This window comes from Candidatus Neomarinimicrobiota bacterium (genome assembly GCA_016784545.1).
Taxonomy (GTDB): Bacteria; Fidelibacterota; UBA8477; order UBA8477; family JABMPR01; genus JABMPR01.
Genome location: JADHUM010000029.1, coordinates 25,591 through 47,303 on the forward strand (window position 1 = coordinate 25,591; position 21,713 = coordinate 47,303).

The 21,713-nt window shown below is 44.9% G+C and carries 26 protein-coding genes; 14 read left to right on the plus strand and 12 right to left on the minus strand.

Annotated elements, in window-relative coordinates; translation table 11 throughout:
* Window positions 1-33 precede the first annotated feature (33 nt).
* From ISR87_08135 to ISR87_08175, 9 genes are all read left to right on the plus strand, one after another.
* Window positions 34-1,332, plus strand: a complete 1,299-nt coding sequence (locus ISR87_08135) for a SpoIID/LytB domain-containing protein (GenBank protein ID MBL7025412.1) — start codon at window positions 34-36, stop codon at window positions 1,330-1,332.
* 515 nt (window positions 1,333-1,847) lie between these two features.
* A complete protein-coding gene (locus tag ISR87_08140; GenBank protein ID MBL7025413.1) occupies window positions 1,848-2,129 on the plus strand; it encodes a hypothetical protein in 282 nt (93 codons plus the stop codon).
* A gap of 3 nt (window positions 2,130-2,132) precedes the next feature.
* A complete protein-coding gene (locus ISR87_08145) occupies window positions 2,133-2,447 on the plus strand; it encodes a hypothetical protein (GenBank protein MBL7025414.1) in 315 nt (104 codons plus the stop codon).
* A 6-nt stretch (window positions 2,448-2,453) separates the two neighbouring features.
* Window positions 2,454-3,221, plus strand: coding sequence for a hypothetical protein (locus ISR87_08150; GenBank protein MBL7025415.1), 768 nt, complete (start codon window positions 2,454-2,456; stop codon window positions 3,219-3,221).
* Window positions 3,222-3,441: 220 nt separating this feature from the next.
* Window positions 3,442-4,059, plus strand: a complete 618-nt coding sequence (locus ISR87_08155) for a hypothetical protein (protein MBL7025416.1) — start codon at window positions 3,442-3,444, stop codon at window positions 4,057-4,059.
* A 137-nt stretch (window positions 4,060-4,196) separates the two neighbouring features.
* Window positions 4,197-4,337 carry an ankyrin repeat domain-containing protein gene (locus tag ISR87_08160; GenBank protein ID MBL7025417.1) on the plus strand — a complete coding sequence of 47 codons (141 nt, stop codon included), beginning with the start codon at window positions 4,197-4,199 and terminating at the stop codon, window positions 4,335-4,337.
* A 179-nt stretch (window positions 4,338-4,516) separates the two neighbouring features.
* Window positions 4,517-5,593, plus strand: a complete 1,077-nt coding sequence (locus ISR87_08165; GenBank protein ID MBL7025418.1) for a T9SS type A sorting domain-containing protein — start codon at window positions 4,517-4,519, stop codon at window positions 5,591-5,593.
* The gene (locus ISR87_08170; protein ID MBL7025419.1) at window positions 5,590-5,826 is read left to right on the plus strand and encodes a hypothetical protein; all 237 of its coding nucleotides are present in this window, start codon (window positions 5,590-5,592) and stop codon (window positions 5,824-5,826) included. The genes ISR87_08165 and ISR87_08170 overlap by 4 nt, the downstream gene beginning before the upstream one ends.
* Window positions 5,827-5,917: 91 nt before the next feature.
* The gene (locus tag ISR87_08175; protein MBL7025420.1) at window positions 5,918-6,136 is read left to right on the plus strand and encodes a hypothetical protein; all 219 of its coding nucleotides are present in this window, start codon (window positions 5,918-5,920) and stop codon (window positions 6,134-6,136) included.
* Between the two features lie 64 nt (window positions 6,137-6,200).
* Here ISR87_08175 and ISR87_08180 read toward each other — a convergent pair whose 3' ends face one another.
* Both ISR87_08180 and ISR87_08185 read right to left on the minus strand, forming a co-directional pair.
* Complete coding sequence (locus ISR87_08180; GenBank protein MBL7025421.1) at window positions 6,201-6,467, minus strand: DUF1844 domain-containing protein; 267 nt, start codon at window positions 6,465-6,467, stop codon at window positions 6,201-6,203.
* A 16-nt stretch (window positions 6,468-6,483) separates the two neighbouring features.
* Complete coding sequence (locus ISR87_08185; protein MBL7025422.1) at window positions 6,484-6,873, minus strand: co-chaperone GroES; 390 nt, start codon at window positions 6,871-6,873, stop codon at window positions 6,484-6,486.
* Window positions 6,874-7,193: 320 nt separating this feature from the next.
* On the opposite strand from ISR87_08185, the gene ISR87_08190 reads away from it, so the two are divergent.
* Complete coding sequence (locus ISR87_08190; GenBank protein MBL7025423.1) at window positions 7,194-8,981, plus strand: M3 family oligoendopeptidase; 1,788 nt, start codon at window positions 7,194-7,196, stop codon at window positions 8,979-8,981.
* Between the two features lie 86 nt (window positions 8,982-9,067).
* On the opposite strand, the gene ISR87_08195 is transcribed toward ISR87_08190, so the two are convergent.
* Both ISR87_08195 and ISR87_08200 read right to left on the minus strand, forming a co-directional pair.
* Complete coding sequence (locus tag ISR87_08195; protein ID MBL7025424.1) at window positions 9,068-9,511, minus strand: hypothetical protein; 444 nt, start codon at window positions 9,509-9,511, stop codon at window positions 9,068-9,070.
* Complete coding sequence (locus tag ISR87_08200) at window positions 9,495-10,079, minus strand: nucleotidyltransferase domain-containing protein (GenBank protein ID MBL7025425.1); 585 nt, start codon at window positions 10,077-10,079, stop codon at window positions 9,495-9,497. Before ISR87_08200 ends, ISR87_08195 begins: the two co-directional genes overlap by 17 nt.
* 266 nt (window positions 10,080-10,345) lie before the next feature.
* On the opposite strand from ISR87_08200, the gene ISR87_08205 reads away from it, so the two are divergent.
* The 3 genes from ISR87_08205 (at window position 10,346) to ISR87_08215 (ending at window position 12,237) form a co-directional block, all read left to right on the plus strand.
* Window positions 10,346-10,681: a helix-turn-helix domain-containing protein gene (locus tag ISR87_08205; GenBank protein ID MBL7025426.1), complete on the plus strand. Its 336-nt coding sequence runs from the start codon at window positions 10,346-10,348 to the stop codon at window positions 10,679-10,681.
* A 24-nt stretch (window positions 10,682-10,705) separates the two neighbouring features.
* Window positions 10,706-11,824 carry a T9SS type A sorting domain-containing protein gene (locus tag ISR87_08210; protein MBL7025427.1) on the plus strand — a complete coding sequence of 373 codons (1,119 nt, stop codon included), beginning with the start codon at window positions 10,706-10,708 and terminating at the stop codon, window positions 11,822-11,824.
* A gap of 71 nt (window positions 11,825-11,895) precedes the next feature.
* Window positions 11,896-12,237: a hypothetical protein gene (locus ISR87_08215; GenBank protein MBL7025428.1), complete on the plus strand. Its 342-nt coding sequence runs from the start codon at window positions 11,896-11,898 to the stop codon at window positions 12,235-12,237.
* Between the two features lie 44 nt (window positions 12,238-12,281).
* Here the strand turns inward: ISR87_08215 and ISR87_08220 are convergent, their stop codons facing one another.
* The 8 genes from ISR87_08220 to dnaA form a co-directional block, all read right to left on the minus strand.
* Entirely contained in the window at window positions 12,282-13,247 is a 966-nt protein-coding gene (locus ISR87_08220; protein ID MBL7025429.1) for a glycosyltransferase family 2 protein, read from the minus strand.
* On the minus strand, window positions 13,234-14,343 hold the full coding sequence (locus ISR87_08225) for a glycosyltransferase (GenBank protein ID MBL7025430.1): 1,110 nt from the start codon (window positions 14,341-14,343) through the stop codon (window positions 13,234-13,236). Before ISR87_08225 ends, ISR87_08220 begins: the two co-directional genes overlap by 14 nt.
* Complete coding sequence (locus ISR87_08230; protein ID MBL7025431.1) at window positions 14,328-15,212, minus strand: glycosyltransferase; 885 nt, start codon at window positions 15,210-15,212, stop codon at window positions 14,328-14,330. Before ISR87_08230 ends, ISR87_08225 begins: the two co-directional genes overlap by 16 nt.
* A 3-nt stretch (window positions 15,213-15,215) precedes the next feature.
* Window positions 15,216-16,691 carry an oligosaccharide flippase family protein gene (locus tag ISR87_08235; protein MBL7025432.1) on the minus strand — a complete coding sequence of 492 codons (1,476 nt, stop codon included), beginning with the start codon at window positions 16,689-16,691 and terminating at the stop codon, window positions 15,216-15,218.
* Window positions 16,688-18,229 carry a glycosyltransferase family 39 protein gene (locus tag ISR87_08240; protein ID MBL7025433.1) on the minus strand — a complete coding sequence of 514 codons (1,542 nt, stop codon included), beginning with the start codon at window positions 18,227-18,229 and terminating at the stop codon, window positions 16,688-16,690. Before ISR87_08240 ends, ISR87_08235 begins: the two co-directional genes overlap by 4 nt.
* Window positions 18,230-18,452: 223 nt before the next feature.
* Window positions 18,453-19,427 carry a GNAT family N-acetyltransferase gene (locus ISR87_08245; protein ID MBL7025434.1) on the minus strand — a complete coding sequence of 325 codons (975 nt, stop codon included), beginning with the start codon at window positions 19,425-19,427 and terminating at the stop codon, window positions 18,453-18,455.
* A gap of 6 nt (window positions 19,428-19,433) precedes the next feature.
* Window positions 19,434-19,895 (minus strand): thioredoxin-dependent thiol peroxidase, encoded by a 462-nt coding sequence (bcp, locus tag ISR87_08250; GenBank protein ID MBL7025435.1) that lies wholly within the window; start codon window positions 19,893-19,895, stop codon window positions 19,434-19,436.
* Between the two features lie 20 nt (window positions 19,896-19,915).
* Entirely contained in the window at window positions 19,916-21,268 is a 1,353-nt protein-coding gene (dnaA, locus tag ISR87_08255; GenBank protein MBL7025436.1) for a chromosomal replication initiator protein DnaA, read from the minus strand.
* Between the two features lie 366 nt (window positions 21,269-21,634).
* Between dnaA and rpmH the strand changes: the two genes are divergently transcribed.
* The coding region (gene rpmH, locus ISR87_08260; protein MBL7025437.1) for a 50S ribosomal protein L34 at window positions 21,635-21,713 on the plus strand (79 nt) is incomplete at its 3' end.

Here is a 21,713-nt window from a genome sequence, read left to right on the forward strand (position 1 = left end):
CACCTCACACCTTTTTATAGAAAAGAGGAACAAATGAAGCGCTTTCTTCTCCTCGCCCTTTTTGTATGCTCTGGCATGGCTCAGCATCTATTCAATCAGGAGCCAGAGGTCAGGGTTAGAATCGTCAATACCCTGGATACACTCAACATCTCCCTCAGGGGTGAGTGGTTTTTTCGAAACACATCAGCTGCAAAAATGACACTACCCGTAAATTCTCAGATTCAACTTATTAATAGTGGCGGACAAATCTCTGTTTTTGACACCTCGGGCACCTTGCTGGCCAAGACCCCATCCTTTATGTTTAGATCAAACAGCGACACCGCTTCAGTTAAAATTAAATCTGTTCCCTATGGGGTTGGTTGGTGGTGGGCTGGTGTGGAAGACCGGATTTATGAAGGTGCCTTCCATATATATATCGGGACACATCAAGAAATGGATGTTGTGGTTCAATTGCCCCTGGAAACCTACCTGAAAGGGGTTGTACCTTATGAAATTGGCGGCACATCCCCCCTGGAAGCCCTCAAGGCTCAGGCAGTAGCTGCCAGATCCGAAGCTGTCATCGCCTTGACCTCCAAACTCTATAGTGATGAGTTCTATGATCTCACATCCGATGTGGAATGCCAGGTCTTTAGTGGTAACAAGCGGCGCACCGCCCGGTCTGACCAGTCAGTCGAGGAAACAGCGGGGTTGATCATCAGCGAGAGCGGGCAACCCATGAATGCCTTTTACGCCTCAAATTGTGGTGGTCGAGCTGAACTTATCCAGAATGTCTGGCCTGGCCGGAATCGGCTGGAAAGCTATGGCGTGTCCCTGCCAGACAACGAGAATCGGAGGGGACCGAACCTGAGGTGCAACTGGAAAGCCAGGCGCTGGATAAAATCCTCGCCGGATGTCTATTGCAATCCGGACCCCAACGCTTTCCTGCCCAGCTGGAGCAGGAACAATTTTCGCTGGTCCCGGGAATTTACGGTTCAAGAATTAACTGACATGCTCACCGACGACCGGGATCTGGGTTTGTTCAGGAGAATCCGTGTTTTAAAGCGGGGACCCTCTGGACGCATTTATAAAGCCCGCATTCTTTTTGAGAAGGGCAAGCTTGATATAAATGGGGAACTCACCCTGCGACAGCTTTTTAGTCCCTCACTGCGGAGTTCGGCTTTTTATGTAAAACGGAGGGGTGACAAGGTGGTTATCCGTGGCTCTGGCTGGGGACATGGTGTGGGCATGTGCCAGAGTGGCGCCGTCGCCCAGGCCACCAGGGGTCGCAGTTTTGAGGAGATTCTTAAACACTACTATTCAAAAGCGGGTTTGTTAAACATCTATGGTAAATAAGGGTTCTGAATATCCCTATCATGCAAAAACAGTGGTCATGCGTTTTGAGGAAGCCGTCCTTTTTTACAAGACCGTATAAACACCGTTTGTCAGACCGATAACAATAAATACAAGAAAGGTAAATTATGTCTAGCATGAATGGATTTTTATCCTACTCGTTGATTTCTGTGTTGGTAATTATTCCTTTTTGGAAGATCCTGCAAAAGGCTGGTTTTAATCCTGCGCTCAGTCTTTTATTTGTGGTTCCCATCATAAATCTAGTGACTTTGTATTACGTAGCATTTACAAAGTGGGCAGCTGGAGATAATTCTCAAAATCCTTGAGCTTAAGTCTGATTTCGGTCTTCTAGCTAAAACATAGAGCTGACTCATCCCGACACTCCGTATTGCCCTACTGCGGGATCAAAGACACGGGGGGGGGCAAAACGACAGTGACGTAGATGGATACAATTATCGAACAAAGCGAGTATGTTTCAGGAAGCAGTTCAGGCTTCAAGCCGTAGAAAGGTAGCAAAAATGCTTAAGTGGATAAGAGAACATTCAATGGTTTTGGCAAATCCATTGCGTTTCGCTGAAGAGCTGACCGGTACTTGGTTCAGATTCTGGTTTTTTGGCACGCTTATGACGAGTTTTGTTATAATGATCTCCATAAAACTGGATGATCCAAGATGGTTTGGAATTACAATATTTATCGTGTGGCAGTTTTTGTTTCTTTACACCATACGACGCCTGTACTTAATGTTAAAAGCGAAGGAAAGCGGGGGCAGCGAAAACAATAATTCTGGGCTGGAGAATTAAGTCATGACAAAATCACCACCTTTAGTAGCAAACATATTTACTGACCCTGTCGGTTGGGGTGGAACCATGGTTGGAACCAGGTTTAGATACCTTTTCACACTCGTATTTCTACCATTTTTTGTTTTGGTTGTACTTGACAAAATTGCAGTGACTGGAATTTGTGACTATTGGAGTTCAGCCCTACTAATCGTGGCATATCATCTCATGTTTGTGCATTCATTAAGAGCTCTATATAAGAAATGTAAAACTGGAAGGATGGGCGGAATAGGAGTGCCTGGTGGTCTATCCAAAACAATATTAATTATTGTGGAGTTATAACTTTCAATGAGAAAATGTAACTGGAATGTACTGATAGTTTTAGTTTTTATCCTTTATGTTAATAATGATACCTGTTTTTCTCAAACCTCAAAAGATACACTTTATGTTCTGTTTGTAGGAAACAGTTTCACTTATTCCAACGATCTTCCCCAAATGGTTTCCATGATTTCCGATAGTGCACATATAAATCTTGTTGCAAAAATGTCTGTTGGTCCGGGAGTCAAGATAAGCGATCATTGGCGGGGAACAGGCGGACTAAAAACTAAAGAAATCATAAAGAAGGAGAAGTTTGATATCGTAATCCTCCAGGGACAAAGCATGGCACCCATGAGCCACCCTGATAGTTTTATTGTATATAGAAAATTGTTTTGTGATTATGTTAAAGAAAATGGAGCTGAGCCATTCATCTTTTCTAGCTGGGCACCACAAAAGTTATATAATTACCAGGAAGAATTAACAAGTGCATATTCAACATTATCCAGAGAAATTAATACTGACGTCCTGCCAATAGGCCCAGCGTGGAACTTGGCCCATAAATTAAAACCACGTATTGAACTCTTCAATTCTGATGGTCGCCATCCTTCAGTTTTAGGTACATTTTTAACAGCATGTGTAATTACAAAAACACTAACTGGAGAGCTTCCTGAAAACCTCCCAACATATTTTACTATGAATAAGTTTAAAGGAGAATCTGGTGAATTGGTGTATTTATCTATATCAGATATAAACTTCTGTCGGGAAATTGCAAATCAGATTGTCAGCAATAAGAATTAATTATCTTTTATGAAGTAAGTCAAAATACTATGCCTATATATCTGACTTCAATATTTGCAGTTAAACATGTTTACACATAGCAAAGTACCAAACCGAACAGAATCGTGTTTTGGATATTGAAACTTTCTCGAGCTGGTCGTTGAAAATTAGATAAAGCATACTGGTCTTGTTTTCCGACGGCTTGGTACAACTGTTCGTGTGACTTTAATTGATTGGTTATATGAGACGACACAATGGAAAATTAGTACTGATTCTTTTAATGCTAAACGCTTGCGTTTCGCATGGGACCTATCAAACGCCTAAACCATTGGGGGTAGATGAAGATTTGATAGGTCTTGGAATAATGCAGGGAATTGGAGATACAAAAGACACTCGAAAACCCTCTGTCGATATCCTCTATCGACGAGGTCTTGTTAAGAATGTTGACGTGGGATTGAGAACCTCGGGAGTGCTTTTCTATGGAGGCGTTTTGACGGTTGACGCCAAATATGGACTGCTAAATGGTCCCTTCCTGGTTTCAGTAGATTTTGGAATGTCATATACATCTTCTCGTAATGTGGATTCTGAATCTTTTGATTTAATGGGATATCACCCAATGTTAATGATTGGTACTGAAAGCATCTATTTAGGGTTTAAACACAACATTTTTCATGGAGAAGGTCGAGCAAGGATGTTGAACTCAGGGGCTGATGAAAACGGTAGACTTCGCGTGCCTTCCATAGTGATTGGTTATTCATTTGGAAAAAGTTTTCGCATTCAACCAGAGCTTAATTGTTTCATACCTGGTTCTGGATCACCAATTTTGTTTCCGAGTATTGGGTTGTACGTAAGAGGTTGAAAAATTCACAACAAACTAGCCTAGGGCAGACCCACATGCAGTGGCGTGCAAGGCGATACTGCTTGATTCTGGGGCACAACTTCGAAAGGCGTCAACGCCACACCTGATCCAGGCCATTAAAAAGAGCAAAAGTCTTTTTGCTCGGGCTTTATGGGGCGGATGTCAACCTGAAGGATTCAACCGGTGATTCTGCCTTGGATCGTGCCGGGCAAAGAAGAAATTATGAGATGCTATCATATTTAAAATCAGTGCAAACCCAGAATTTGAGAAACCACTAAGAATTATGAACAGTTTAACACCAGCCTACACCGGTGTCGGGACAAAAACCCCGGCCTGATACCAACCAGACCAGCGATATGGATTTAACAATAATTCAGATGGACTATTTAATACACTTTATCACAAGAGAGAATTATCTTCCCCATAAGGATTTAAAATAACGCGGGGGAAACAAAAATTGAATAAAACAACAATTCTAATTGTATCCGTTTTTCTACTCATTGGAAGTGTTCACGCAAATCCCGTTCAACTTAAGTTTTTTTCAGAAATCCAGTTCGCTGATTTCAATTCCACTGAGTGGGCAATAGAGCTTAAAGATGACTGGGGACTTTTGTATGAGCTCAGCCTGAACGGTTGGTATCTCGCCACATCCTCTGACACCGCCTATTTTAATCCGGGGCTCAGGGCAGAAGAGAACGGTTTCCTTCTACTTAGATCAGATAGCCTCCAGTCATCTTTTACACCCGGTTCATCAGGAGAAATAATCACGCTCTTTGATAGCACCGATCAATGGGTGGATGAAATAAGGTATGGTGCTGTCGATCATTCTGAAATTTCTTGCCCACTGCCAGGTCAAAGCATCTGTTTGTTTCGCAATGGTGAAGACGCTTCGCCATTCTGGTATATAGATAATACACCAACGCCTGGTGGCGAGAATGATTTAGATGGAGGTGTGGGAACCATTGAAGGGTATGTTTTATATTCTGAGGATATTCCAGTCCCAGGGGTCAGGGTTATATATGAAATTTCATATAACCAAGTCGGTGGTATCGGTGGTCCAGGTTATTGGGATACTCTTGGCGTACGGTCAGATAGTATGGGCTACTATCAATTCAACAGGGTAGCTATCTTGAACGATATTTCGACTTCTATTGAAGGGTTTTACGATCAGGACACGATCATACAAATTTGGCCAGATAGCATCTGCCAGGTGACTTTTTATCTCACCCCAACTGTTGGAATTGAAACGAATCCATCTTTACAATCCCCAAGACAATATGATCTAAAGCAGAATTATCCTAACCCCTTCAATCCTATCACTAGAATAGATTTTGATTTACAAATGGAAAGCAAGGTTGTGCTCAAAATTCTAAGGATTGATGGATCTACGCTGGCAAAGTTGGTTGATCAAGAACTTGCAGCAGGTACTTACTCAATAACCTGGAATGCCATGGACACGCCAAGTGGCATCTACCTATACTCAATTGAAGCAGGCCAATTCAACAAGACCAAGAAAATGATTCTTTTGAAATGAGTGGAGCAAACCCATCTGCGCTCCTGGGAGAACTTCTTCAGTATCGTTTTGGATCTTCCGGTTATTTTCAGGGCATAGCCCTGCGCTTGTGGGACGTTAAATCAGGACATTTAATGCAAACAGTGACTGGCCACGACAATGACGTGAACTTCATGGCTTTCAGTCCTGACGGTCGCCTGGTTGCCAGCGCAAGTGAGGACGTTAGCGTTATACTCTGGCGGGTAAACCAATAAAATCGCCAGGGGTTAAGCGCCCCGGAATATATTTATACTTTTTGTTCTGCTTAATCTTACATTTTTTAATAAATAAATAAAGGGAGTCCAAATGGATAAGAAAATAGTCTCACTCGGGGCATTTATTCTTGGCAGCGCCATCATCTGGGGGGCAGTGATTCTGGGGTGCTCATTCGCTCTCAAGGGAACTGGATGCTATGATCAGATTCAAAATACTCTTGCCGCCGGTGCCGCGACACACCTCATTTTAATATGGGGACCCCTGGCAGGACTTTTCTTAAAACCCAACAAGGCTGAAGACAGTAATTAGAAATATACTGGTCGTTTCTCCAAGGTGACTATTTGGCTGAGTGGCGTTGACTCTAGTTTCAGGGCTACTTATTCAATTCTTCCTGTAAACTTAACTTCAGCTCTCTCACCTTATCGGAAAGTAAGATATCTTCCTGGCGCGTCAGGTTGCCGGCCGTTTTAAAGAGCAGGGCTTCCAGAATGCCAATACTGATTCTTGCTGCTTCAAGATTCTTCTCTGGTTTGCCTGTCAGAGGATTGGGTGTTTTACCCAACTGAGACCAGGCTCCAGTACTTAGCTGGTTCACCAGCAAAGAAAACAGTTCATTGGGGTTAATCTTGGTGTTTGGCATTATCTCTCTCACATTCTCATTTTAAAATATCACTCAGGTCAATACTGTCATCATCACGCTCTACCACCAGAATCCCTGACATGGGCACAATGATATATTTTTCATCCTGATATTTAATATCGATGGCGAATTTTTTCAAATAGAGCGCATAGTCCCCCACTTCAATCTCCAGGGGAATATATTTTACCTTGCTTGCATCTGAAGCCTGCCAGACATCGTCTTCACCCTCTGTGCTGGCCAAGGGGGTTCCCGGCCCTACAGCCACCACATAGCCCCCCTGAACGGACTCCTTCTCTGTAACCGTTGGCGGCAAATACAGACCTGACGAGGTGCGGTCCTGACCTGAATCGGGGTAAATCAGAACCCGATCGCCAATTACTTTGATTTTATCTAAATTTTTTGCCATATGAATTCCATGCTCCTTTGACCCCATAAACTAACAAATCTCTTCTCCATTGGCGTTAAACTTTTCTTTCCTCTTAATTTTAAAGGAATCTCAACCCAACCCTTTCCAGAGAGATATACCTTTAAACTCGAATTTTACTATCAGCAAATGACAGGGGTATAAACCAAACGTGTTTATCCGTGGCAATCTGTGAAATCCGTGGTTCAACAGCTTTCTTGCCCTCCTGAACTTCTCGCAGGTATGTCGAATTTTCTTAACAACAGCACCTGCCTCGCTTAGCTTGAGGCGAAAATAAGAATACATATGATAGGGAGAGATAAATGAGTACACAAGTAACTGGAGCAGAAAACGTTCGCTGGGATTTAAGTGAACTTTTTTCGGGACTGGATGATCCAAAAATTGAAATCGTTTTAAATGAAAGCCGCCAACAGGCTGAACGCTTTGTCGAACAATACCGGAGCAAGTTGGGTGAGCTCACACCTGAAGCGCTGGCCGGTGCCTACAATGAGCTGGAGGCCATAAGTGGTCCCCTCTATCGACTCAGTATGTTTGTCAATCTTGAATATGCTGTTGACACGGCAGACGATAAAATCAAAGCCCTGCTGGGTAAAATTGAACAGTCTTCTTCAACCACCTCGAATCTCCTGGTTTTTTTCTCTCTGGAGTTGGGCAACCTTTCTGATGAGCAGTTTGCCAAGTTTGAAGGCGCAGACGCCCTGAAAGATTTTGAATACAAAATTGCCAAAATGCGTAAGAACGCCAAATACAACCTCTCAGAAAAAGAAGAGCAGGTTATAAACCTCAAAGATTTGAATGGCAGCAATGCCCATCAAAAACTATATGGGGAACTCACGGCTTCATTTTCGTTTGAGTTTGAGCTGGACGGTGAAACCAAAACACTTAACGGAGACCAGCTTCGCGCCATGCGACAGCATCCTGATGCCCTTGTTCGCCAAAGGGCCATGAAGATGTTTTTCACACGCTATGAAGATAATGCACTGGTTATTAACCACCTCTACAACTCATTGGTCAAGGACCATGGTATTGAGGTTGACCTGCGTGGTTTCGATCAACCCATCAGCACCATGAACACCCATAATGATTTGAGTGATGCGGCTATTCAGGCTTTGAATGATGTGACTACCGAGTCCTATTCTCTGGTTAATCGTTACTACAAACTGAAGGCCAAAATGCTAGGCATGGACGAGATGACCCTGGCTGATATTTATGCACCCCTGCCTCAATCATCAAAGGCCTATCCTTTCGAAGACGCCAAGAAGCTGGTTCTTGATGGCTTCAAATCCTTTGATACTGATTTTTATGAAATGGCCAAAGCCATGTTTGACGAAAATCGTATTGATGCTCCTGTGGAACCCAGCAAGCGGGGCGGTGCTTTTTGTGCCAGCTCAACCCCTGACTTGAAACCATATGTCCTCTTGAATTACACGGGCAAGGTTCGTGATGTTTCCACCATGGCCCATGAACTGGGACACGCCATTCACGCCATGCTTTCCAGTAAGCAGAAGTTGATGAATTATCATTCCATCTTACCTCTGGCTGAAACCGCCTCCATTTTTTCAGAGATGGTGCTTACGGATTCTCTGCTAAAGAAAGAGACTGATGTAGAGGTCAAGAAGTCCATGCTCACCGGCAAACTGGAAGATATTTTTGCCAGTTCACATCGTCAAAACATGTTCAGTTCTTTTGAAATTGCTTCACACAAGGCCATCAATGATCAACTCCAGAGCCCTCAGGCACTATGCGAGCTATACACGGCTGAGCTGGAGAAGATGTTTGGTGACAGCGTGACCATCACACCGGAATATGCCTGGGAGTGGTCATCCATCCCCCATATTTTTAATGTGCCCTTTTATGTCTATGCCTACAACTTTGGAAACCTGCTGGTCTTCGCCCTGTATCAGCAATACCTGGAAGAAGGCGACTCCTTTATTCCCAAATATAAAGAGTTCCTGTCCAGGGGAAGCTCAGCCAGTCCGGCTGACTTAACCGCTATTGTTGGTGCAGATATCAACCACCCCGATTTCTGGCGTAAAAGTTTGAGGTATATCGAAACACTGGTGGATCAGCTGGAAGCGCTAGTGGGATAAATACAGATTAACCTTACGAAGGTTTCCGTCTACGTCTTTCAGGCTACGCCGGACAAGTAGATCCTTCGTAAGGTTATGTCTGGTACTTATTCTTGGTCAATCAATTCTTTGTGGTTTTGCTTGAGCCATTCGATGACATCATCTCGAAGTTCTACTGCAAATTCCAGCAGTTCTTCAGCATCCTGGCTAGAAGCAATGCCAGCATTATCATATTCCAGGGTGTTGCGCTTCATGCGGCAGGCATCAAGATATGCCACATCATCATTTCTTACTGACCCCATAATGGCAGACAACGCTTGAAGCGTACGGTAGTGTGCGAGATGTCTTTCTGGTCTATATCCCTCAGCATACAAAAGACAAGTGCAAAGCTTTAGGGTTGCGTTGTATGCAATTCCAAAACGCCAGTCAGAAGAGATTCTTTGCTGGCCGGCATCGTCAATATCTCTATAGGCAATCGCCAGGAGGTTGGTGATTTCCTGCCTGCTAGTTTGATGTGACCGCAGCCACCCATTCTCAAACCAGGCTCGCAAGCTCATTCATGTCACCGATAATCATTAGATGGGGTGATGAAACCACAGAAACAACGAAATGGTCGTTTGCATCCCGGCGATTCACAAATTCAGCTTGAGTCATGCTGTGAACATTGATCTCTCTGCCCACTTTGTTTTTGACCTCCATAAGCCTTTTACTTAAAAAGCGTAAGCCGACATCACCAATGACGAAAAGATCGATATCACTTTTGGGTCCAGCCGTATCTTTTGCAATAGAGCCAAAAACAAAGGCTATCTGGATCTCTGGAATATCCAGGACTGAAACAAAAAGATCTACCAAACCAACGGTTTTCATCACGAGTGAATGTATCTCGGGAAAAATGGCGCTTTGTCTATTGGCGCTATAATACGTGCGATTACCGTCAGTACGTTTGATCATGAGGCCATGCTTGACAAGCTTCGTGGCCTCCTGTCTAACAGACCCGATGGAGAAACCTGATTGCCTCTCGATTTCCCGCAAGTGCATTTCTGGATGATCAAGCCCGAAGAAGAGCCTGAAAAGCTCTGCCCTGACACGGGATGATAATATTTCTACAAGTAAATTCACAAGACCTTTTGTTTGGCTATAGTATACAATTGTATGGTATTAACATACAAACATTTTTTACTTCCTTGTGAAGATTAACCTTACGAAGGTTTCCGTCTACGTCTTTCAGGCTACGCCGGACAAGTAAAACCTTCGTAAGGTTATGTTCTACAAGCTGTTTTGTCATCGTCAGCTCTGGCGACCCCGCTCCTTTACACGCTTTTTCCCTCGTATTCCCCTGCCCTGGTTCTTATTATTGGCGAAACCTATAGAACTGGACCCATATCATGATGATCAAAAATTCAACCAAGACAGAAGCTGTTCTCAATGAAATTGGCGCGCGCTTGACCCAGCAGCGTGGTCTGGCAAAACTCACCCAGGCGGGGTTGGCTGAAAAAGCTGGTGTTTCCAAGCGCACCGTTGAACGGATCGAGGCCGGGAACTCTATCCAACTCTCCACCATGATCCAGGTATTGCGTGTGTTCAATCTGTTGGAGCCTTTTGGCCTGTCATTGACCGCAGAAAAACCCGAAATCCCGGCCGAAAAGAAGTCAAGGCCAGATAAGGCTAAAGAGACACCCCCAGTTGAGTCCTCAGACAAAAGTCATTCTTGGGGATATTAGTACAACATCTGTAGGGGGCTCCAAATGGACAAACATAGAACACATATAGTCATGTTTTCTGCATTACTCTTGTTCTTTTGTGTACAAGGATTGGGGTTTGAGGAGCGATCCACCTCTTTCCGTGATACATCTGTCACGCTTAGTTGGACTCAGGGTCTAACAGTGGATACCAGTCTGGCTGGTTATCAAAGAGACTATTTCTTACAGTACTATATACCTCAAAATGATGGCTTTATTGAGTCAATTGAATTCAATTTTGCAGATCTGCCTATGTTTGAAGGGGTAATATTGGCAATCCAGATAGTGGTCCCAGAGTACACCAGTTGGCCGGAAATCCAGACAGGCGAAATAGCAGACTCCTGTATTGCAGGTCATCTCGGATACTATGATGAGTCCACGGGCTTTGAAGCATTTGGCTCTAATTGGGTCTGGGGTGGAATAAATGATGTAGATGGGGCTCTAGAAGATTATTCATATGATCCATTGGGTGGACAAATATGGCCTGATTCAGGGTTTGCTTCGTTGGCCATTGACCCAAATGATGAAGACCAGGGACCCTATACTTTATTTATGGTCGCGGGTGATGAACCCCCTATTACTGCAAATGAACCATTCGCGGTCCTGGTCAAACTTTCAGGATATGAGGGTGTTACAGATGTACAGGAGGAGACTCAGATAGCTTTCTCTGCGGTCCAGCTTCAAATGGAACCACAACCGGGTTTAAAATTTTATACCACAGAATCTTCTCCGACTGGGAGGTGTGGCCAGGACGACTGGGGCTGGCATATCAGAAATTTTGTCTGGGACTGGAATGTTAATGTTCACTACTATGGAGAGCTGGGTATTAATCCTCCAGGGCTTCCCTCAACGCCCAAAATAGTTTCTGCTTACCCCAACCCCTTCAATCCATCAACAACAATTGAATATGAAATACCAGAGCAGTTGGAGGTTTCACTGATCGTCTACGACGTATCGGGTAGAGAAGTGCAGACGCTTGTCTCGGCATCACAGGAGGCAGGTCGTCATAGTGTCACCTGGGATGGAACAAACCAACATGGTCATCAGGCGGCTGGAGGTATGTACTTTGTAAGATTCCAGGCTGGAGAGTTTAAGCGTGTCATTAAGGTGGTTTATTTGCGATGAACAGAGTGCTGAGAAGAGCAAAGCAAAAATGGGCTGATAAATGAAAGAGTAAGCAGGCAGGAGAAAACGACATGAACGATTCCAACGATCCAACATTTCCAATCAGGGAAAAAGCAGCGCCATTTGAAAATGTCGTTACCGGCACTTCATGTAATCAAAGCTCCTTCAAAACAAAGCGTGGAGCGTTTTTCTTTGCTGGTCCTGGAGCTAAAGGCGTCGGCTTTAAAGCCATGTTCAAGCTAAAGGGATCAATGCCACAAGCCCAAACATTGGCCAGGGAGAATCCCCATCATTTTGAAGTCGGATCAACTGGTTGGGTAACCACCAGATTTTCCGCAGAAGAACCCCTCCCAAAACCGATTTGGGAGAAATGGCTTGATGAATCTTATCTGATTACGGAGAAAAAAATCTAAGTCGAGGATGACCAAGAGTGAAAGCAACTGAAAAGCAGGCTGGCTTATTCTGTTTTCCGGGGTTTTCTGGATTGCTTGAGACCCCTGACACTCTCAGCCTGAAGCATATAGCGCATCATCCGAAAAGCCACAAATTCCGGACTGAATAAGCGAATGCCCCGTGCCAGGAACAAGACAGGTCCGGTAAAAAGAAGATTCATAAATGCCCTGTAGAGCGGTGATGCATCTGGAAAGCCCTTCATTTTTACGAAACGACTGGGTAGAACCGGATAAAGCTCCGGATAGGCTTCCAAAAGCTTGGGTATACCCTCCCTGCCAAAATCATACTTTAACTTCAAGCTCTGGCGTAGAGAATGGTGAATACAATATGCTACCGCTTCTGGTTCATAATGAATCTGGTTTTGCGATTGAGTGCTAATTCTGTGAGCGATATCGATATCTTCTGCTTCAGGGTGGTCTATATGTTCTGCATAACCGTCACAGGCTTCGAATGTCTTTTTTCTGATTGAAAAATTTGCCGTATTTACATAGCGCAGGGGTGGTGATGAATGCGATCCTGTCTGGGCTGCCCAGCGACGGGTACTGCGATAATCACCATCCAGAAATCGAAACCAGCGATTCTTTTTTACAAAAGCCGGTAGATAGATTTCACCCATAACAGCAGCAGTTAGTTGGCTCTCATAAGCTTCGAGGTGGCGGTACAAGAGTTCCGGGGAAACTTCCAGGGAACTCTCCAGAAAAAGGATGATCTCATTGTCGGCAGCGGCCACACCAAAGTTACGACCCCTGGCTCGATTTGTGGAGATGTCTACGGCAACAAACTTCAAATCAAATGAGAATTGATAGTCCTTTAAAACAGCTTCAACTTTTTCAGTTAAGCCCTGTAAAACCATGATGACCTCAAACTCAACATCCTGGTGTTCGAGACGCTCACACCCCGTGAGAACCCGGACACAGGCACCTGGATCTGCATTGGCGAAAATCACAATACTTACTCTAGGCCAGGTCACGAGGTAACTCCTTTGTCCATCCCTGTTTCAGATAAATACCATAGACTGAGCGCATGACAGCTTCAACACTGTGGGTCTTTTCTACCCATGCTCTCCCTGCCTTTTTCTTTTGCACAACCAACTCCTTATCTGAGGTCAATTTCACCAGATCTTCGTAGAGTGAATCCTTGTGGACATTCACGAAGGGGTGTTCTCCCAGAAAGGTTTCATATTCTGGTAGGAGGTTGGTGCAACAGGCCAGGCCCATGGAAAAAGACTCCACGGAATTCATGCCATAGCCCCAGCCCCCCAGGTTGGCAACCTGGTCAATATAGATGTCGCACTCTGCCTTCTTTTTGAGGGTCACTTCATGGGGCTCATTTTCAATCAACACAAACTTCACCCCGTGACTTTTTTCCAGTTTTTGACAGGCCTCAATAATGATATCTGAGCCTTTCCAGTAACGGTCACGGGTCGCATGACAAATTTTCAGGGGTTCGTTGAGCTCATATCGGGGGGCATGATTTTTTACTTCGAAGGGTAGAAACACATATTCCATATTGGGGTGTTTCTGCATGAGATCCAGTTCGCTTGAGGTGTTGATGTCCACCAGTTTGTCGATCCAGGGGAACACGCCACGGGTGCGCATGTCCACACCATGATAATTGGCGATGATGTGCTTGCCCTGCTGTTTTAACTCATCAAAAGGCCAGGCTGAGGTCCTGAGAAAACCGTGTCCGCCCTCAAGATGATAGATATCATAATCAAGAAGACCGTGTGCCTTAAAAAACTTCTTCAACAGGGGTTTCCACAGCTGATCACGCATGCTGAAAAAGAGGGCTCTCTGAAAGGAGGGCTTCCATTCCGGCGGATAGCCCTGAGCATCCTCATAAAGCTTACTCTCGTCGCTTATAAGGCTTTTTGTCTTTTTAAAAATTTCTGTTTTGGGCAGAAGTGGCAGATCCAGACAAATGTCTTCAGGAAAACCTTCTGCCGTGGGAAAGAGGGTCACAAAATTGGCCTGATTCCCCAGTTTTCGATGGGCATCCACAAAGAGCTGGAGCGTCCCTGAGGTATTTTCAGGGCGCAGATATAATATTTTTAGCGGGCGTCCCATGCGTTCCTCATGATCAAATGCAGATACAGACGATACTGTGTCCGGGTCAGTTTTAAATTTTGCTCGATTCGTCTCTTGAACTGTCTTTCCATGCTTTTAGGGAGATCAATTAGTTTTAATAACGACCAGATAAAGGGGTAGAGTAAAATGGTCTTATTTAGCTCGGGGTGTTTCTTCAAGAGGGCAGGCAAACCCACCTTGCCATACTCCTGCAGCCGGGCTCGGATGCGGATATGACTTTCCAGCTTGACCCGCTCCAAAGGCAGGTTGTCCACGATAATCCGGGAAGAATAGCCCTGTTGGTCCAGTCGGTAAGCCAAATCTAATTCATGACCTCCATAGTGATTCATGTTTTCATCAAAACCACCAAGTTTCGAAAACACCTCTTTTTTAAGAATGGCCGCTGTAAACACAGTGTTTTTCACGCGAAGTTTTCCGGCCTTTGCATGGAGCCGCCCACTTTGGTTTGCCAAAAAAACCTGAAAGTGATCGCCTTTGATATCTGCCGCCTTTTTCACCAGGTGCTGAGCTACGTCGAAGCGATGATTCTTGATAAAGTCCGCGACCTGAGAGATATAGTTTTCCGGTAGTTTCAAGAAAACAGAGAGCAGGACAAGAAACTCGCCGCGGGCTTGCTTAACTCCGGCATTTCTTGCGCTGGCAGCACCTCTCTGGGTTTCGTTTCTATAAAGTTTAAAATTGTCCGGAGCCCTGGAGATCAGCTCAAGTGGTTTAGGTGAGCAATCATCAACAACGATAACTTCCCAATTATCCCCAGGTGCATTTGCCAGGAGCTCAGATAGAATTCTATCCAGGTTATCCTGGTCCTCATAAACTGGTAGAACAACGGAGATGTCTATCTGGGCCATGAATCACCCTGGTTTTCTTGAAATCAATTGTCTGGCTGCCGTTTTTATTTGTGAAAGCTCCAGGACCCCCACTATTGGTAACAGGGGAAAATATGCCAGCACGACGACAAAGGAGATGAGCAGGGCCTGGCCCGGAATTAGTTGGGGTAAAAAGAAAAGCACAGCCACCAACAGGGCCAGCTTGATCAGTTTTGTGCCTTCATATGGAATGGGATAGAACCTTTTTGAAACAAACCAGAGCAGGAAGGATTGTCCCATATAGGATGCCAGCGCTGCGATTCCTGCGGCCATAAAACTAAAGTTAAAGACACCCATGAGGATCAGGTTGGTAGACAGGTTTATCACCATACCGGTCCCTGTAAAAAGGGGGGCCAGATAGGTTTTCTTTTTGAGATACATGCCCACAACCAGATTGACATAGACCCCCTGAAACAGATAAGCCAGCAGGATCAATGGAACAATTTTGAGACCATCTGCAAACTGTGGGGTTATAATTGCCCTTCCGTTAAAATCCATGGTCAACACTGATGGAGCCAGCAGGGAGACCAATAGAAAAACAAAGGAGCCCACAACCACAAAGAGGGTCAATATTCTGGCAAAGGTTTCTCTGGCATTTTCCTGGTCAGACAGGGACAGAAAGAAGGGGTGCCAGGCAAAACGAAAGGCTGTTACCATGAGAGCCATGATCATACCTATCTTGTAACCTGCACTATAAATTCCCACGGTGGCCTGATCAAAAAAGTGTTTGATGAGAAAGCGATCTCCCAGGGCGACCACCATAGCAAACAGAACGGCCGGAACTGTTGGCAGGCCAAACTTCAAAAGATCCTTCCAAAGTCGTGTATTCCAGGTGATGTGGAGGTTTTTAAAAATGGCTGGAGAAGCAAAAAGCAGTTTGACCAGTGAGCTTGAGATATTGGCCACCAGAACACCCTTTAGGCCCCATCCCCAAAAGCCCACCAGTAAGACATTCAAGCCCAGGTTTACCACCACCTCAGAAAAAATGATACTCACATAGCGCAGGGGTTTTTGAATGCTTCGGTAATACAGAATTGGCATAAAGGACAGGCCGTCGAGCATGAGAATGATAAAGGCCAATGCAAAAACGTTGGTGGCTGGGTCATCACCCAGAAGGAGGCTGGCAAGCGGTACTTCTGCGAGGAAAAGAGCTGCTGTTATAAGTGCTGTAGTGGCCAGTATACTGAGGTAAACAACGCTGAAGATTTCCTGTCGGCGCTGCTGGTCTTTCTCTGGAATAAAAAAGCGCATAAAAGAGGCATCGAGGCCATACATATAAACCACATTCATCAGAGCCAGGAAGGGGTAGATCAGATTGAGGGCTCCATATTCCACAGGAGTCATCATGTTGATGTAGAGTGGCAGGAGTAAAAATGTGATGGCTCTGTTGAAAATGTTTCCCAAACCGTAAACCAGGGTATTCCCAGCCATTTTCTTTATGTTTGCACCAACCGAACTCATTCTACTGGACCCCAAACTTCAAACAGGGGGCGATACTCAAGAAAATCGACGGGATAGTAGGTCAGCATGTTGAGTTTTTTGAGAAACAACGGTTCTGACTCGGCTTCAAAGCTCATTTTTAATTCATAGTTTCTTGACGTACACAATGAATCAAACCGGGCAGCCATTTCTCTTGAATTTTCAAAACGAACAGAGGTGCCTTCAAACCAGAATCGATTCACAACGGCCCAGTCGTGACCTGTTGACCAGGTTTCTGGAAATTCGAGTGACTTAATTTTGCGTCCGGAATAACGCTTGGACGCCCAGACATCCCAGCCGGCTCTAAGCCAATCCGGGTTTTGCCCGGCATAGTAGGGTTGGGTAATAATTTTATCTTCCGGGCCTGCCATGTGATCACCAGCCCAGCGGAAGGCCTGCTGCATCACGACCTTGTCTTGAAAGTGTCCATGGGCATGGAGCAGAGTACGGACAAACATGGGTGAAAAAAGAATGGTCCCCATGAGCACAAAGGCTACAACAGTTACTCTCGGGGAGACACCGCTAGACAGCAATGAATTTCGCAGTGCGTAAAAAGCCCTGACGATACCCTCGGCACCAATGAGAAACATGGCTGGCATAATGGGCATGAGCAAACGTGGCTTGACGCCAAAATAGACAACTGAAAGTGAACCCAGAACCACCCACGGCATGAGCAGCCAAAATACATCTCGCCTTCTTTCTTTCCACAGCCCTATGATTGCCAGAACACCAAACATGGCCAGCAGGGGTGAGAAGAAGTCCCAGGTGAATAACATGCGGTAAACGATACGAAGAATGTTCTTCAGGTAGACAAAAACACTAAAGACAAACTGCTCGCTATAGTCGAGTTGGCCATATCCGATTTGAAAAGGATTTCCAAAATGAGAGTAGTTGGTTATGAGTTGAATGGAAATGCCTGCCAGAAAACCAAAGAATCCGAGAAGCCAAAAAGAGGGATAGAGGTGAAAAGCCCAGATTCGTCGATCACCGACCAGATAAACAAGAAACAGGGGTAAGAAGAAAACATAGTTCCACCTGAACACAAAAGCCAGGCCCAGCATAAAGAAGGACAGAAACAGATCCCTGGGACTCTGGGTATCCAGAAAGAGCAACATAAGATAAATCGCTCCCAGGAGCATGGCCAGTGACCCTGGATCTGAGGCAGAATTAATACTGTGTATAAAAGGGCTTTCGGCCAGGGAGAGTAAAATGGCAGCAATAAGTCCTGTGGCTGGATTGAATATTCGCTTGCCCAATAAATAGGTAAAAGCCACGGCCATAAAAATAAAGAACACGCCATGCCAAAATGCGCCCGATTCCGTGGAACCACCCAGGCTTTTGGTGACCTGCATGAAGGGTATCAGGGTCAGGCTGGTGCCAATGGGCCAAATGGGAGTTTTTCCGTCGATGAGATATTTGCCCTTCTCCAGAATGCTTTCCGCTCCTGAAAAATAGGCAACGGGATCTCCATTATAGAGATAAGGACCTTGAAAGTGTAGACGCGGGAGTACCGTTATCAAAAACAGTACAAACAGCACGAGATAGTGTTGTTTACGTGTGAATGGTTTTATGGCCAGGGTTTATCTCTTTTCTCACTAAACAAACAGCCTCTCGCAGAGTTGGTAGAGAGCGCAATGTTTTGTGGTTTAGAAGCCAGAGGTTTTCCTTTTATGGAAGTTTTCGTGACCTTTATGGGTGCTCGTCTGTTTAGATCCATGCTGGTTTTATTCCCATGCTTTGACTTTACAGGGTTAAATCAAGCTCAAAGGTATCACGAAATACGCCGCTGGCACCGAAATTTTCTTTAAATCGACCCAGGCCGAAATTGGGTTCCATGTTGACCGTGAAGATGCCAAAATCCAGATATTTGAATGAGTGCCCATGACACCAGGAGATGATCTCATAAAATAATAGGTTTACGGCTCTCAGGTGTTGATAGTCTTCGATATGGCTAATATAAAACGCCAGTACGACATCATCGTTTACGGAAAAGTTCACCACGCCTGCAATGAGTTTGTCCTCCCAGTAGGCCCCAAAGAGTCGGATCTGATCCGGATATAATTTTTTGAGCTGAAGCAATTCTTCCAGGGTGTGGGTTGGCTGAACATTGTGCCGGATTTTCAGGTTTTCCTTCAACAAGGTATAAAAGGCTGCCCAATCGTCCGCTTCCCTGACGGTGACACCCTGTTTGATGGCCTTGCGCACTGCAGTTCTGTGGGAGGGGGCAAATCTTTCCAGGTTCTTTTCAGGAGATGAGTCCATGGTGAGCATGGATGAGACATCACGTTTTTTATAGGTAAAACCGTGTTTGATCAGGGAAAAATCGAGATAATTGCTTACCGTATGCTGATAAATTGCTGGGGGCAGGGTCATCTGAATTCTGTTAAACCCGGCCTGTCTGGCATAATCACAAAGCGTCTCTACAAAATCATAACTTTCCTTAAAGCTCAGGTTCTGTTGAACGATGATGCCACCATAAGATGAGCCCTGATGACTTACAAGGGACCGGCCTTCATCAGTCTGGATGTCAACTGCAGGAAAAAGCGCTTTCAGTTTTCCGCTCTTCTCAATGATCAGGCTGTGGTCTTTAAAGCGACCTTCGGGATGATAGCCCAGGAATTTACGCTGGTGAAACAGGGTGCCATTGTTGGCGGTGGCAACAAATTGTTCCCAGGCGGGGGTATCGGTTGGTGAAAAGACTCTGGCTGAAATTGTCATGCTGATTTAGCTGATTTCCCAGTCTGTTAAAACGTCTTCTGCGTGGGTGGCCACTTTGACCTTTTCATAGATTTTATCTATGGAACCAGATTCATTAATCAGAAATGTTTTTCTAAACGTGCCCATATACTTGCGTCCATACATGGATTTCTCACCCCAGACCTCATAGCTGTTTACCATCTCTTTTTCAACGTCAGCCAGCAGGGGAAAGTTCAGCTCTTGTTTTTTGATAAAATTCTGGTGGGATTTCTCGTTATCAATACTGACACCGAGGACTGCGATATTGCGTTTTTTATAGGCATTGATATTATCGCGAAAGCTGCAGGCCTCCTTGATACAACCAGGAGTCTGATCTTTGGGGTAAAAATAGATGACCAGTTTCTGTCCTTTAAAATCGGACAGTTGTACAAGATTTCCATCCTGGTCGTTGAGTTTGAATTGAGGGGCTTTATCTCCAACGCTTAACATGTGTAATCTCCTTGTTTGGGTCAGGAACGCATTGCAGGGCCAGAGAGGCGACGTAACAGCGCTTTGATCTCGGCATTAAAAATGTCGTCCTCATCCATTTTTATCTTAATGGTTTTGCAGGCATGAATCACCGTGGAGTGGTCACGGCCCCCATAAAACAGACCAATGGATTTTAGTGAATTGTGTGTGAGTTCTTTTGAAAGATACATGGCTGCCTGACGAGCCAGGGCAACTTCCTGTTTGCGCCCTTTGCCATAAATATCATCTTTCTTAACACCAAAAGTTTCTGAGCAGTTGTTAAGAACATCTTCCATGCTCACGATGGGTTTGGCCCTTTTGCCAGTAAGATCCATAAGCACCTTGTGGGCCAGGTTCAGGTTGATATCACTTTTCGCCAGAGATGAGTAGGCCAGCAGGCGAATGAGTGCACCCTGGAGCTCGCGGATATTGCTTTCAATATTTGTGGCGAGATACTCAATCACATCATAGGGCATCTCAATACCGCTTTCTTCAGACTTCTGGCGGAGAATGGCTACCCGGGTTTCAAAATCTGGAGAGGTGATATCTACCATGAGGCCGGCTAGAAATCTGGAGGTCAGTCTTTTTTGGAGACCAATCTCGCCTGGTGGGCGGTCTGTGGAAAGAATGATGCGCTTTCCATTCATATGTAGATCATTAAAGGTGTGGAAAAATTCTTCCTGGGTTCGCTCTTTCTTTTTAAAGAACTGAACATCGTCTACAATGAGTAAATCGGTTTTTCGATATCGCTGGCTGAAGAGGCCGGCTTTGTTCTCGCGAATAGCGCTGATAAAATCCATTGTGAACTTTTCGGAGGAAATATACAAGACCCGTTTGTTGGGGTTGTACTGATGGTAGGCATTACCGATGGCGTGGATAAGGTGGGTTTTACCCAGGCCCACACCGCCATAGATAACCAGCGGGTTATACAGATTATTGTCGTTGGAATTGACTACCGCCTCTGCAGCGGCTTTGGCAAACTGGTTATTGGGACCTTCAACAAAATTTGAAAAGGTGAATTGTTCATTCAGGTTGGTTTCAAAACCCTGGTTTCTGATGACCGGCTCTTCTGGCTCATAGAAGGGCTCAGGCATGTGCGTGTCAGCGTTGTCATCCATAACAATGGTGTATTCAACGCGCATGGGTCGACCACTGACCTCAGCCAAGGTAGATTGTATAATTTCGCCATAATGGGATTTCATCCAGTCATAGAAAAACTGGTTGGGGACCTTGAGGGTTAAGACCTCTTGGTCTTCTGCTAATTGTTTCATCGGTTGGAACCAGGTCTGGAATGTTTGATTCGCTACCCGGGTTTCCAGTACAGTCTTTACATTACCCCAAAGCTCGTGGCCCAAAGCTCACCCCAAGATATATTAACAAGTTATCAACATTTATTTGGCAAGGGTTTATTCTATAACCGCTGTTAAAGTAAGCGCCGATTTTCCAGTGTAAATAACTATTTACTTAAGATGTAAAGAAGCTGGTGGATTGCTGTGGCCTAAAGCTTCCTGCCTCGGGTTTCGGTCTGGGATGTTCCTGGGGGCTGGCTCTCTGGTCCTCTTGGGGCACTCGTTTCATACGGTTTCATCTTGTTTTTAGTCAACATTTATTTTTTTTAAAAGAACTTGTCGTAAATGCTTTGAAAAATTGATTTTGCTGGACTCTTTGTTATATTGGTCGGCTTTTAAAAAACATGTTATTTATTGGAGTAATGATTTACAATGAAAAGAACTTATCAACCCAGCCGGCGCAAACGTCGCAACAAGCACGGTTTCCGCGCTCGCATGAAAACGAAGAATG